Genomic DNA, 13,302 nt, shown 5'->3' on the forward strand with positions numbered 1-13,302 from the left:
TGGCCCGGTTCGGTCGCGCTCCAGCGTTGCTTGGGAGCGTTACCGAGCCGGGTCTTTTCATCGCCGCTTCGCGACGATTGCGATTGGCGCTTGACTTCGGGGCCATTGCGAGGCGCTGGTCGGCCTCTAAAAGCCGGGCATAAAGAGCCCGGCCGATCCGAACACGGTAGCACCTAGCACCCAAAGTCAAGCACCAATCGCGAGCGTGCGTGGTTGCGTTAGGCGGTCGGGTTCCGGGAATTACCGCTTCCCGGTTTTGTATTGCCCTGTCCGGCTCGCTTCGCATCACGGTTTCGGGTCTGGCCTCGGCTTCGCCGTTGGCCGTGCGGGGCGGCGGGTCTTTGCGGTTCGCTTCGAATTGCCATAGTGGGATCGGTTCTTGTTTTCGGCTTTGCCGATGGCTGTGCTTTTCGATGCCACTGCTTGCCTGGTGCCAGCGCCTCGCCCGTGTCATCGCTTTGTCGCTGTCGCGCGGGGTTGCCGATGTGCCTGGCCGGGTTGTGGGCATGGTTGTGCCACGGCCGTGGTGGTGCTGCACGGCCGTGGCGGTCGACGTGTGTGGTGGGGTCCGCTCGTGTCCCTCGCGGTCGGGGTTAGGCGGCGGTGTGGAGTTGGTTGTGTCTGGGTCTGCGTTCGGGGTCGAGCCAGGCGGGCGGGTAGAAGACCGGCATGCCGTGTTCGATGGTGACGTCCCAGCCGCTGCGGTGGATCAGGGTGTGGTGGTGGCGGCACAGCAGCACCCCGTTGTCGAGGGAGGTGTCGCCGCCGTCGGCCCAGTGCTGGACATGGTGGGCGTCGCAGTGCTTCGGCGGACGCCCACAACCCGGGAAGGCGCAGCCGTGGTCGCGGGCGACCAGGGCGCGGCGGATGCCGGAGGTGAACAGCCGGGACCGGCGGCCCACGTTGAGCGGCTGGGACCGGCTGCCCAGCACGATCGGGAGGATCCCGGCGCTGCAGGCGAGCTGGCGGACCTGGTCGGCGGGGAGGTGCACGCCGTTGTCCAGCGTCGCCGCCCCGGCCTGCTCGGCCAGGTCGTCGTAGTCCACGGTCACCGTCAGCGCGACGGCTTCGCCGCCGTGTTCGGGCAGCACGTCCGCCCGCAGCGTCAGATCGAGGAGTTCGGCCAGGGCGTCGCCCTGCCGCTCGTCCAGCGTGCGCGGGTCGGGGCCTTCGGCGGTGGTGGGGCGGGGTTTGGCCAGCGGGCCCAGCGCCGCGATCAACGTCGCGCCGGTGACCGGGTCCATCGTCCCGGCGTACTTCACCACCCCGTCCTTGGTCTGGCGCAGCGCCAGCCGGTTACGGGAGCAGGCGGGTTCGGGCTGGGGGTCTGTGGGTTCGGGGTCGTTCTGGAACAACCCGTAGATCAGCTTCTTGCCCAGGGCACGCACCAAAGTGGGCTCGAACTGGCGGGCGTAGTCGACCAGCTGCGCCTCGCGGTCGGCGGGCAGGGTCTGCATCGCCTCGGCGACCACCGCGACGTGGTCGATCGACAGGGCGCCTTCGGCGGCGGCTGTGGCGGTGATCGGGAGCCTTGCGGTGATCTCGCTGCCGGTCGGGGTGATCTCACCGCTCAGCTTCGCGGCCTGTTCGACCCACCGTGTGGCGGTGTTCTTGTCCCAGCGGACCGCGTCGCGCAGCACGAGCGGAAGGTTTTTGTAGCCGAGTTCGGTGGCGGCGCCGCGCCGGTTCAACTCGGCGATTTTCTGCATGACCACATAATCGCGCGCCCGGGATTCCGTCACCTCGTCGACGATGCCGCGCAGCAGCTCGCCGGTGGAGAGGAGGGGAAGGCTGGGGTCGCTCACGTGTTCTAATTTACCGCAAGATCACGTGAATATCGGGGACGAAAATGAACACCATCGAGTGAATCGTCAGATCTGCACTGGCGTGGCGAAGCGAAGCGAGCCGGAAAGGGCTGATGCCGCGCCGTTCAAGCGGTAATTTCCGGAACCTGACCGCACAAACTCAACCACGTACGCACCGCGATTGGTGCTTGACTTTGGGTGCGAGGTGCTACCGTATCCGGATCGGCCGGGCTCTTTATGCCCGGCTTTTTGAGGCCGACCAGCGCCTCGCAAGGGCCCCGAAGTCAAGCGCCAATCGCAATCGTCGCGAAGCGGCGATGAAAAGACCCGGCTCGTCAAAAGGCTTACGCAACCACCTACGCAAGGCAACCGGACCGCACAAGCCGACCCGCGCACGCTGGAACGCCACGGAACCGCCACCGCCAGAGCCCGCACAGGCCCAACGCAAGCCCACCCCGCGAACCCAGCTACCTCAATATCTTCAGTGTTCCCTGAAGTTAATCTATCTCAGCGGCGATTGTCGGTGCGATGTGAAAGCCTGAAGGGGTGTCACGTGCTTCGCGGTCCCCGGCCGAGGCCTACGCCGACTCCCGGCGCAACGCCCAGCGGCCCAAGCTGACCGACTTCGGCTCCGTCATCTCGTTCGAGCTGGACCCGTTCCAGCGCCAGGCCTGCGAGGCGCTGGAGGACGGTCACGGAGTGCTCGTCTGTGCCCCCACCGGTGCCGGCAAGACGGTGGTGGGCGAGTTCGCCGTGCACCTGGCCCTCACCGAGGGCCGCAAGTGCTTCTACACCACGCCGATCAAGGCGCTCAGCAACCAGAAGTTCGCTGACCTCACCGCGCGCTACGGGCCGGAGAGCATCGGGCTGCTGACGGGCGACACGAGTGTCAACGGCGGGGCGCCGGTCGTGGTGATGACCACCGAGGTGCTGCGGAACATGCTGTACTCGGGTTCGTCCACTCTGGACGGACTCGCGTACGTCGTCATGGACGAGGTGCACTACCTCGCGGACCGGTTCCGCGGTCCCGTGTGGGAAGAGGTGATCCTGCACCTGCCGGAGCACGTGCAGGTGGTCGGGTTGTCCGCGACGGTCAGCAACGCCGAGGAGTTCGGCGAGTGGCTGGTCACGGTGCGGGGCGACACGAGTGTTGTGGTCGACGAGCACCGGCCTGTGCCGTTGTGGCAGCACGTGCTGGTGGGCAACCAGATGCTCGACCTGTTCGAGGGGGACGAGACGCACGCGCGGATCAACGCCCAGGTGTTGCGCAAGACCGAGGAGCTGACGCGGTACCACGTGCCGTTCAGTCGCGGGCGCAACCGCAACGGGGGTGGGCGGCCGCCGCGCAGCAGCGGGTTCAAGCCGCCGTCGCGGATCGACATGATCCAGCGGATGGACGCGGCCGGGTTGTTGCCCGCCATCGTGTTCGTGTTCAGCCGGGCCGGGTGTGACGCGGCGGTCGCGCAGACCGCGCGGGCCGGGTTGCGGCTCAACACGCCGGAGGAGACCGAGCAGGTCCGGCGGATCATCGACGAGAAGACACGCGACCTTCCCGAGGCCGATCTCATGGTGCTCGGGTACTGGGAGTGGCGGGAGGCGCTGGAGCGGGGCATCGCGTCGCACCACGCCGGGTTGCTGCCCGCGTTCAAGGAGACGGTCGAGGAGCTGTTCGTCCGCGGGCTGGTCAAGGTCGTGTTCGCGACCGAGACGCTCGCTCTGGGCATCAACATGCCCGCGCGGACGGTCGTGCTCGAGAAGCTCGTCAAGTACAACGGTGAAGCGCACGTCGACCTCACGCCGGGGGAGTACACGCAGCTCACCGGACGTGCGGGGCGTCGTGGCATCGACGTGGAGGGACACGCGGTCGTCGTCTGGCAGCCCGGGATCGACCCCAAGGCGGTCGGCGGGCTCGCCTCCACGCGCACGTACCCGCTTCGGTCGAGCTTCCGGCCCGGCTACAACATGGCCGTCAACCTCGTGCACCAGCTGGGCGCGGCGGCCGCGCGCGAGATCCTCGAGCAGTCGTTCGCGCAGTTCCAGGCCGACAGGTCGGTGGTCGGGCTGGCGCGGCGGATCGAGCGCAACAAGGACGCGCTCGAGGGCTACGCCGAGTCGATGACGTGCCACCTCGGCGACTTCGCGGAGTACGCGTCGCTGCGGCGCAGGGTCGCGGACCGGGAGAAGCAGCTCGCGAAGCAGAACACGAACGCGCGGCGCATCGAGACGGCCAAGTCGCTGGAGCGGCTGCGCAAGGGCGACGTGATCGCGGTGCCGTCCGGTCGGCGCAGCGGCCTCGCGGTCGTCATCGATCCCGGCATCGAGCCGCTGGGCGAGGCGCGGCCGCTGGTCGTCACCGAGGACCGCTGGTCGGGCCGGCTGACGTCGGCGGACTTCCCCGCGCCGGTCGAGGTGCTGGGCCACATCCGGCTGCCGCGGCAGGTGGACGTGCGTTCGCCCAAGTCGCGGCGCGACCTCGCGTCGACGATCCGCAACACCGGGATCGCCGTGCCGTCGCGGGGCCGCAGGAAGGCCACGGCGGACGACGACCCCGAGCTCGCGACGCTGCGCCGGGCCCTGCGTTCGCACCCGTGCCACGGCTGTGACCAGCGCGAGGACCACGCGCGGTGGGGCGAGCGGTACCACCGGCTGCTGGCCGAGACCGAGCAGCTGGAGCGCAAGGTCGCGGCGACCACGCACTCGCTGGCGCGCCAGTTCGACCGCATCCGGGCGTTGCTGCGCGAGCGCGGCTACCTGTCGGAGGCCGACGAGGTGACGCAGGACGGCAAGCGGCTGACCAGGCTCTACAGCGAGTCGGACCTGCTCGCCGCCGAGTGCCTGCGCCACGGCGTGTGGAAGGGCCTCAAGCCGGAGGAGCTGGCGGCCGTCGTGTCGTCGCTGGTCTACGAGGCGCGGCGGGACGGTCCGGTCGAGGCGCGGCTGCCGCAGGGGCCGGTGTCGGACGCGATGCTGGGTACCGTGCGGCTGTGGGCGGAGATCGAGGACGACGAGCGCCGCCACAAGCTGGAGCGCATCACGCGTCAGCCCGATCCGGGGTTCGCGTGGCCGGTGTTCCGGTGGGCGCGCGGCGAGTCGCTCGAGAAGGTGCTCAGCGCGGCCGAGGCGGGCGGCAACGAGCTCGGAGCGGGCGATTTCGTCCGTTGGTGCCGTCAGGTGATCGACCTTTTGGACCAGATCCGTGATGTGGTCGGACGAGAGGACCCAGTCGGCTCGGCCGCGGCGAAGGCGGTCGACGCGCTGCGGCGCGGTGTGGTGGCGATGATGTGACCCCGACATGTGACGAGGGCCTGACAAAGGTTTTGCGAGTCGGAGTAAAGACTGACGTCAACGGTGTGGTTGGATCGCGCCGCAACGTCGTACACACGGAGGTCGACAGATGAGCAGCCCGTACGGACCGTCCGGAGGGAACGATCCGCAGCAGCCCTGGGGCCAGCCGCAGCAGCCCTACGGTGGCGGTTTCCCTCCCGGCACCCCGTCCGGCGGCTTCCCGGCTCAGAACCCCTACGGCCCGCCGCAGCCCCAGCCGGGCCAGCAGCAGCCGTACCCCGGTTTCGATCCGTCGCAGCAGCAGACGCAGCAGTACGGCGTGCCCCAGCAGCCCCAGTCGAACCCGTACGGCACGCCCGTGCAGGGCGACCCGTACGGCCAGCAGACGCAGCAGTACCCCGGTCAGCAGCCCAACCCGTACGGGCAGCAGCCGGGCTTCGGCCCGCCGGTGCCGCAGAAGAAGTCGAGCGCGGCCATCTGGGTAGCCGCGGTCGTCGTCGTGGTGCTCGTCGGTGGCGTGCTGTTCGCCGGTTTCGTGTCGCCCGCCTTCTTCAAGAAGAAGATCTTCGACAACACCGCCGTGCAGACCGGCATCGTCCAGATCCTGAAGGACGAGTACAAGATCTCCGACGTCGGCAGCGCGACCTGCACCGGCGAGAACGAGGTCAAGCCCAACACCTCGTTCGAGTGCAAGGTCCAGGTCGGCGGCAAGGACAAGAAGGTCAAGATCGTCGTCAAGACCGAGGACGGCGAGTACGAGGTGGGCCAGCCCACCGGCTGATCCTCGCAGCGGAAACTCGGGTGCGCCCGCGGTCGTGCGTACGCCACGATCGCGGGCGTGACTGACATCCGCGTACTCGACGACGAGGCGCAGTATCGCGCCCACAGCACGCTGTTCCGCCGCGCGATGCACTGGCCGCCCGCCTCCGACGAGCAGTGGGAGGTGGCCCGGCACTCCTACGAGGCCGGTCGGGTGCTGGCGGCGTTCGAGAACGACGAGATGGTCGGGACGACCGCGTCGTTCGGTTCCTCTCTCGTGGTGCCCGGTGGCTCCGTGGTGCCACACTCCGCCATCTCACGGGTCGGCGTGCGTGCTGACCACACGCGCCGCGGCGTACTGACCTCCCTGATGCGCGAGCAACTCTCGGCGCTTCCCGATCCGGTGGCCACGCTGCGCGCCTCCGAGGGGCGCATCTACGGCCGCTTCGGCTACGGACTCGCGGGACGCGTGCGGTTCGTGGAGATCGACGCGAAACGTGCCGTGATCCCAGGCGAGATGACCGGCCGGGTGCGGATGGTCGACCAGGACACGGCCGACAAGCTGCTTTTGGAGCTGCACGACGCGTTCGGCCTGAACAGGCCAGGGCAGATCTCCCGGTGGCCGGGCTGGTGGGCGAGGGCCCGCGACCGCAAGGGCGAGGCGGAGAACTCGGTCACCATCATCCACAGTGGACCGGACGGCGACGACGGTTTCCTGACCTACAAGGTGTCCACGGAGAAGGACTTCAAACACCGGATGTCCATTGAGGACTTCGAGTGGGCGAACGACGACGCCTGGCGCGACCTGTGGATCGCCGTGCTGCGCCTCGACCTGATCGACCACATCGAGAACGAGGTGTCTCTCGACGACCCGGTGACTCTCTTGTTCGAGGACCCGCGCGTCGTCGTCACCAAGGACGTGTTCGACGAGATCTGGCTGCGACTGGTCGACGTCCCGCGCATGCTCGCGGCCCGCACCTACGGCGCCGCCGAGGCGGTCGTGATCGAGGTGCGCGACAAGTTGCTGCCCGCCAACGACGGCTGCTACCGGGTGTCCCCGGACGGTGCCGAACGCGTCGACGAGCAGGCCGACCTGACGATCCCGGTCGACCTGCTGGGTGCCGTCTACCTCGGCGACACGACGTTCTCGCAGCTCGCGGCAGCCAAGCGGATCGAGGGGACCCGCCTGGCCGACGCCGACGCGTTGTTCGCGGTGGCCCGGAAGCCGTACTGCGGCACGTTCTTCTAGAGCGTTTCGATCACATGGCGTACCGGAGGGTGGAGTCGCCGTAGCCGGCTGCTGTGGCCCAGTGTGCGAGCCAGGTCGAGTACCCGGTGGCGCCGTCGAGCACGTGTGCTTCGGTGCGGCCGGAACCTGTCGGTCCGGTGCCGACGATGACGAGGTCGGCTCGGCTGTCTCCGTTGACGTCGCCGAGGACGAAGCGGTCGGCGGAGTTGCCGTAGCCGGCCGCTGTGGCCCAGTGCGCGAGCCAGGTCGAGTACCCGGTGGCGCCGTCGAGCACGTGTGCCTCGGTGCGGCCGGAACCTGTCGGTCCGGTGCCGACGATGACGAGGTCGGCCCGGCCGTCGCCGTTGACGTCGCCGACGAGGTGGCGGTCGCTGTCCGCGCCGCTGTAGCCGGCTGCGGTGGCCCAGTGTGCGAGCCAGGTCGAGTAGCCGGTCGCGCCGTCGAGCACGTGTGCCTCGGTGCGACCTGATCCAGTGGGGCCGGTGCCGACGATGACGAGGTCGGCTCGGCTGTCTCCGTTGACGTCGCCGAGGAGAAAGCGGTCGGCGGAGTTGCCATAGCCGGCTGCCGTCGCCCAGTGCGCGAGCCAGGTCGAGTACCCGGTGGCACCGTCGAGCACGTGTGCTTCCGTGCGACCTGACCCGGTCGGTCCCGTGCCGACGATCACCAGGTCAGCTCGGCCATCGCCGTTGACGTCGCCGACGAGGTGGCGGTCGCTGTCCGCGCCGCTGTAGCCCGCGGCGGTGGCCCAGTGTGAGTACCAGGTGGAGTAGCCGGTGGCGGCGTCGAGGACGTGCGCCTCCGTCCGGCCGGAACCGGTCGGCCCTGTCGCGACGATGACGAGGTCGGCTCGGCCGTCCCCGCTGACGTCCGGGTTGCGCAGGTCGGCGATGTGCAGGAACGCCTCCGGCCAGCCGTTCGACCTGGTGAGCGTGCGAGCACCGAAAACGCCCGTGTAGCTGCGGTTGTACTCGTGCACCACGACGGTGTTTCCCCCGTCGCGCACCTCGGCGACCATGGCCACGTGCCCGTACCCGCCGCCGTAGTTCGAGCCCCACCAGGCGACGGCACCACGTCTCGGCGTGTCGTCCACGGGCTTGCCGCGGTTGATCGCACCCTGTCGCCAGTCCTTGGCGTGGCCGCTGTTGTTCACCTGGATGCTGCTCCAGTTGAAGCGGATGTCGGTCGTGGATCCGCCGAGTTGCTGGTTGAGCGTCCAGGCGGCGTAGTCGGTGCAGTTGCGGTAGTAGAAGCGCAGCGGCGACAGCTGGTTCATGTTCGCCTGCGGCCACGGGTAGTCGTTGCCCAGTGCGTTCGCTGGAGTGGGCACGAGCAATGTGGCCAGCAGAACCAGCAGCCCGGCCAGGCCCGCCAGTCGTCTTCGGTGTCGAGTTGGAGTCATGCGAACTCCATCGAGCCGGAAAGTCCAGGTGTGACAACGGACATCCCATCCCGGCAGGAATAGTCCTCTGTGGACGCCGAGACGTGTGGCAGCCGGGTGAACGAGATTGCGAATTGCGGGTGGTTCTCCTGGCGACGACGTCGACCACGGGTCTGCGCATAGGAATTCCGGCTGGGCGGTCCGTGTGATCGTGAGCCAGGGCGCTAACCGGCGCGAGTGACTTCGCGACAGGCAACTTGTCGTTCCCGGGAAGAGGAGTCGCTTGTGCGGATCGCTCGTGTTTTGCGAAGACGTCTGGTTCTGCTGGCAGCGCTCGCGGTGGTGCTCGCCGGCCTGATCACACCCATGGCCGCCGCGGTGTCGACCACCCTCTGCACCGGATACCAGGGGTGTGCCGCTGCCGGTCGCGGCAACGGGGACTACGCGGCGAACAGCGGAACCTCCTACTGGGGCATGTACCCCGGTCACAACTGCACCAACTACGCGGCCTACCGCCTCATCCGGAACGGGGCGGACGCGAGTTATCTGCGGGGCTACGGCAACGCGTACCAGTGGGGGTCCCGCGCCGCTCAGTACGGTGTCGCCGTCAACGGCACACCTGCCGTGGGCTCGATCGCGTGGTGGGACTCCAACTCGAACGGTTCGGGCTACTACGGGCACGTCGCGTACGTCGAGGAAGTCGGTCCTGGCTACGTCATCGTCTCGGAGGACAACTACGGCGGCGACTTCCACTGGAAGAAGCTCACGCCGGGCGGCTACTACCCGACGGGTTTCATCCACTTCAAGGACGTCGTCGCGCCGCCGCCCGCGCTGGGCGCTCCCGGTGCGATCACCGCTCTGGTGCACGGGTCGCGGGTGAACCTGTCCTGGGGTGCCGCGGCCGGTGCCGCCGACTACCAGGTCTACCGAGACGGTGTGCTCCTGGCCGCGGTCGGCGGCACCACCTACCTCGACGCGAGGGTCTCGCCAGGACAGTCGTACAACTACGCCGTCGTGGCACGGAACTCCGCGGGCACGTCACCGCCGTCGGCCAAGCGGATCACCACGGGCTTCGAGGCCGCCGACCGGGCCTATCTGCCCACAAAGGACGGTCCGGCGGAGTGCGGGCGGGCAGGCGCGCAGAACTACCAGGCCCTCGTCTGCACCATGCGCACCGCGACGGGCTGGTCGTCGGCGGCGACGGGCGCCGGCGACTGGGGCTACCTCGCTGACCGCACGTGGCTGCCGAACAGGGACGGCAGCGTGTCGTACTGCCGCAGGGTGGGTGACGGTGGACGGGTCATGTGCGACAGGTTCGACGGAACGGCCTGGACGAGCACGACGTCGCCGCAGATCGACGCCGGCTACCCGGAGAACCGGGCGGTGCTGTCGACCAAGGACGGCCCGGCGCTCTGCGGCCGGGCGGGCGGCGACACCTACCAGGCTCTCGTGTGCACGGTGCTGACCTCGTCCGGCTGGCGTTCGGTGACGTCCGGGCCGGGTGACTGGGGCTACTCCGCGGACCGGTCCTGGCTGGTGAACAGGGACGGCACGGTGTCGTACTGCGGCCGCGTCGGGGACGGCGGCCGGGTCCGCTGTGACAGGTTCGACGGCATGGCGTGGTCCAGCTCGATCTCGGGGCAGGTGGACGTGGGTTACCCGGACAACCGCACCTACCTCGCGACGAAGGACGGTCCCGCGTTGTGCGGGCGAGCTGGTGACCCGGGCTACCAGGCGCTGGTCTGCACTGTGCAGACGCCGTCCGGCTGGGTGTCCGTCACGTCGGCGCGCGGCGACTGGGGCTACGCGGACCGCGCGTGGCTCACCAACGCCGACGGCACCGTGTCGTACTGCCGCCGGGTCGGTGACGGTGGACGGGTCATGTGCGACAGGTTCGACGGAACGGCCTGGACGAGCACGACGTCGCCGCAGGTCGACACCGCCTATCCGGACAACCGAGCGTACTTGTCGACGAAGGACGGTCCGGCGTTGTGCGGGCGCGCGGGTGACCAGAACTACCAGGCGCTGGTGTGCACGGTGCTGACGCCCTCCGGCTGGGTGTCGGTGACGACGGGGCGCGGCGACTGGGGCTACGACAGCGATCGGGCCTGGTTGACCGGCAACGACGGCACCGTGTCGTACTGCCGCCGCGTCGGCGCCGGGAGCACCGTGCTGTGCGACAGGTTCGACGGCACCGGCTGGACGTCGGTCTCGTCACCTGCCGTGGACGCCGGCTACCCGGACTCCTTCGTCTGATCGCGGGCCGCGCCTGGCCGGCACACGGTCAGGCGCGGCGCTCCATCGCGTTGACCAGGCGCGGCACCGAGCTGCCCAGACCCCAGCGCTGCGTGAGCTCGCGCAGCCGTTCGGGGTCGGCGGGCACGCGCGGCACCGCGTCGTCGCGATCCAGGACGACGGGGGCGTCCAGCGCCGTCCGCACGACGGTGGGGGCGGCGGCCAGGTAGTCCTCGGCGGCGAGCAGGGCGTTGCGGGCCTTGGTCGTGAGTTTGCGGTCCATCGGATCGCTCACCGCCTTGAGCAGGGCGTCCAGGGAGCCGAACTCGGTGATGAGCTTCGCCGCGGTCTTCTCGCCGATGCCCGCCACGCCCGGCAGGCCGTCGGAGGGGTCGCCGCGCAGGACGGCCATGTCGGCGTAGGCCGAGCCGGCGTTCTCGACCGGGAGCGCGTACTTGGCCGCCAGTTCCGCGGGGCCGAGGACCTCGGCCTTGTTCCAGCCGCGGCCCACGTAGACGACGTGGACGGGGGTGGGTTCGAGGCGTACGACCTGGAACATGTCGCGGTCGCCGGTGACGACCTCGACGGGGGACGTGGCCTCGCGGTGGGCGAGGGCGCCGATCACGTCGTCGGCCTCGTAGCCCGCCGCCTCGCCGGTGCAGATGCCTGCGGCGTCGAGGACGTCGAGGATGATCGGGATCTGCGGCGTGAGGGTGTCGGGCACCTCCTCCTCGCCGTCGACGGCGTCCTCGGCCACGCGGTGGGCCTTGTAGGACGGGAGGGCCTTCACGCGGAACTCCGGGCGCCAGTCGGCGTCCAGGCAGGCGACGAGGCGGCCGGCGCCGCGGTCGGTGATGACGCGGGCGATCGTGTCGACGAAGCCGCGCACGGCGTTCACCGGCGTGCCGTCGGGCGCGGTCATCGAGTCCGGCAGCGCGTAGTACGACCGGAAGTAGAGGCTCGCGGAGTCGAGCAGCACCAGGGGAGAGCTCACAACCCGACAAGCTACTAGGCTTCTGGCCATGGCAACGATCACCGGGCCCATCGACGTGTCCGCGCTGCGTGCGCGGCTTGACCGCGCCACCGCAGCCGCAGAGCAGGCGGGCGTCGACGCCCTCCTCATCTCGCCCGGCTCGGACCTGCGGTACCTGATCGGTGCCGGTGGCGACTCCTTCGAGCGGCTCACCTGCCTCGCGCTGCCCGTCGGCGGCACACCGACGCTCGTCGTGCCGAAGCTCGAACAGCCCGGTTACGCCGCCATCCCGACCGACGAGCTCGGGGTCCAGGTCGTCACGTGGGTCGACGGCGAGGACCCGTACGCGCTGGTCAAGGCCGCGATCAAGGGGACGAGCACGGCCGTGGCGGACATGATGCCCGCCCTGCACACGATCAAGCTCGGCAACGCCATCGGCGGGCCGCAGAGCCTCGCGGGGCCCATCATCCGCGAGCTGCGCATGCGCAAGGACGCCAGTGAGATCGCGGCGTTGCGCAAGGCAGGCCAGGCGATCGACCGGGTGCACGCGCGCATGGGCGAGTTCCTGCGCGTGGGCCGCACCGAGCGCGAGGTCGCCCAGGACATCGCCGCCGCGATCGTCGAGGAAGGCCACACCGTCGCCGACTTCGTGATCGTCGGCTCCGGGCCGAACGGCGCGTCGCCGCACCACCGCGACTCCGACCGCGTGATCGAGGCGGGCGAGGTCGTGGTCATCGACATCGGCGGCCCGGTCGCCGAGGGCTACAACTCCGACTCGACCCGCACCTACGTGATGGGTGAGCCGACCCATGACGACGTGTGGGACACCTACGCCGTCCTGCAGGCCGCGCAGCAGGCCGCCGTCGAGGCCGTGAAGCCGGGCGTCACGTGCGAGGAGATCGACAACGTCGCCCGCAAGGTCATCACCGACGCGGGCTTCGGCGAGTACTTCGTGCACCGCACCGGGCACGGCATCGGCCTCGACGTGCACGAGGAGCCCTACATCGTCAGCGGCAACGCGCTGCCGCTCGAGGCCGGCATGGCCTTCAGCGTCGAGCCCGGCATCTACCTGCCCGGCCGCTGGGGCGCGCGCATCGAGGACATCGTCGTCGCCACCGAGCACGGCGTCGAGTCCTTCAACAACCGACCTCACGAGCTGGTGGTGCTTTGACCCTCGAGCAGATCGACCGAGCGATACTGAGGGAACTCGCCTCGGACGGCCGGTGCAGCTTCACCGACCTGGCCGAGCGGGTGGGCCTGTCGGTGTCGGCCGTGCACCAGCGCGTGAAGCGGCTGGAGCAGCGCGGCATCCTGAAGGGCTACGCCGCGCGGCTGGACGGCGCCGAGATCGGCCTGCCGATGTCGGCGTTCATCTCGCTCTTCCCGATCAACCCCGCCGAGCCGGACGACTACCCGAAGCGCCTCGAGCACCTGCCGGAGATCGAGGCCTGCTACTCGGTGGCGGGCGACGCGTCGTACGTGCTGCGCGTGCGCGTCGCCTCACCGACGGCGCTGGAGGAGCTGCTCCAGAAGATCAGGGAGTCGGCCAACGTGTCGACGCGCACGACGGTCGTGCTGTCGACGCCTTACGAGGACAGGCCTCCCGCGGTCTGAG

9 protein-coding genes are annotated in these 13,302 nt (G+C 69.5%); 6 read left to right on the forward strand and 3 right to left on the reverse strand.

Annotated elements, in window-relative coordinates:
- Positions 1-593 precede the first annotated feature (593 nt).
- The gene (locus tag JOD27_RS04265) at positions 594-1,805 is read right to left on the reverse strand and encodes an HNH endonuclease signature motif containing protein (RefSeq protein ID WP_204760728.1); all 1,212 of its coding nucleotides are present in this window, start codon (positions 1,803-1,805) and stop codon (positions 594-596) included.
- A 546-nt stretch (positions 1,806-2,351) separates the two neighbouring features.
- Between JOD27_RS04265 and JOD27_RS04270 the strand changes: the two genes are divergently transcribed.
- The 3 genes from JOD27_RS04270 to JOD27_RS04280 all read left to right on the forward strand — a co-directional run bounded on the left by JOD27_RS04270 (position 2,352) and on the right by JOD27_RS04280 (position 7,098).
- Positions 2,352-5,090, forward strand: coding sequence for a DEAD/DEAH box helicase (locus JOD27_RS04270; RefSeq protein ID WP_204760729.1), 2,739 nt, complete (start codon positions 2,352-2,354; stop codon positions 5,088-5,090).
- 109 nt (positions 5,091-5,199) lie between these two features.
- Positions 5,200-5,871 carry a DUF4333 domain-containing protein gene (locus JOD27_RS04275; protein ID WP_204760730.1) on the forward strand — a complete coding sequence of 224 codons (672 nt, stop codon included), beginning with the start codon at positions 5,200-5,202 and terminating at the stop codon, positions 5,869-5,871.
- Positions 5,872-5,928: 57 nt separating this feature from the next.
- Positions 5,929-7,098 (forward strand): GNAT family N-acetyltransferase, encoded by a 1,170-nt coding sequence (locus JOD27_RS04280; RefSeq protein ID WP_204760731.1) that lies wholly within the window; start codon positions 5,929-5,931, stop codon positions 7,096-7,098.
- 10 nt (positions 7,099-7,108) lie between these two features.
- Here the strand turns inward: JOD27_RS04280 and JOD27_RS04285 are convergent, their stop codons facing one another.
- On the reverse strand, positions 7,109-8,500 hold the full coding sequence (locus JOD27_RS04285) for a CHAP domain-containing protein (RefSeq protein ID WP_204760732.1): 1,392 nt from the start codon (positions 8,498-8,500) through the stop codon (positions 7,109-7,111).
- Between the two features lie 264 nt (positions 8,501-8,764).
- Between JOD27_RS04285 and JOD27_RS04290 the strand changes: the two genes are divergently transcribed.
- Positions 8,765-10,735, forward strand: coding sequence for a CHAP domain-containing protein (locus tag JOD27_RS04290; protein ID WP_204760733.1), 1,971 nt, complete (start codon positions 8,765-8,767; stop codon positions 10,733-10,735).
- 28 nt (positions 10,736-10,763) lie between these two features.
- On the opposite strand, the gene JOD27_RS04295 is transcribed toward JOD27_RS04290, so the two are convergent.
- A complete protein-coding gene (locus tag JOD27_RS04295; RefSeq protein WP_204760734.1) occupies positions 10,764-11,708 on the reverse strand; it encodes a 5'-3' exonuclease in 945 nt (314 codons plus the stop codon).
- Between the two features lie 28 nt (positions 11,709-11,736).
- Between JOD27_RS04295 and JOD27_RS04300 the strand changes: the two genes are divergently transcribed.
- The gene (locus tag JOD27_RS04300) at positions 11,737-12,858 is read left to right on the forward strand and encodes a M24 family metallopeptidase (protein WP_204760735.1); all 1,122 of its coding nucleotides are present in this window, start codon (positions 11,737-11,739) and stop codon (positions 12,856-12,858) included.
- On the forward strand, positions 12,855-13,301 hold the full coding sequence (locus JOD27_RS04305) for an Lrp/AsnC family transcriptional regulator (RefSeq protein ID WP_204760736.1): 447 nt from the start codon (positions 12,855-12,857) through the stop codon (positions 13,299-13,301). Before JOD27_RS04300 ends, JOD27_RS04305 begins: the two co-directional genes overlap by 4 nt.
- The last annotated feature ends 1 nt before the right edge of the window (position 13,302 follow it).

It is taken from the genome of Lentzea nigeriaca, assembly GCF_016907955.1.
Lineage (GTDB): Bacteria > Actinomycetota > Actinomycetes > Mycobacteriales > Pseudonocardiaceae > Lentzea > Lentzea nigeriaca.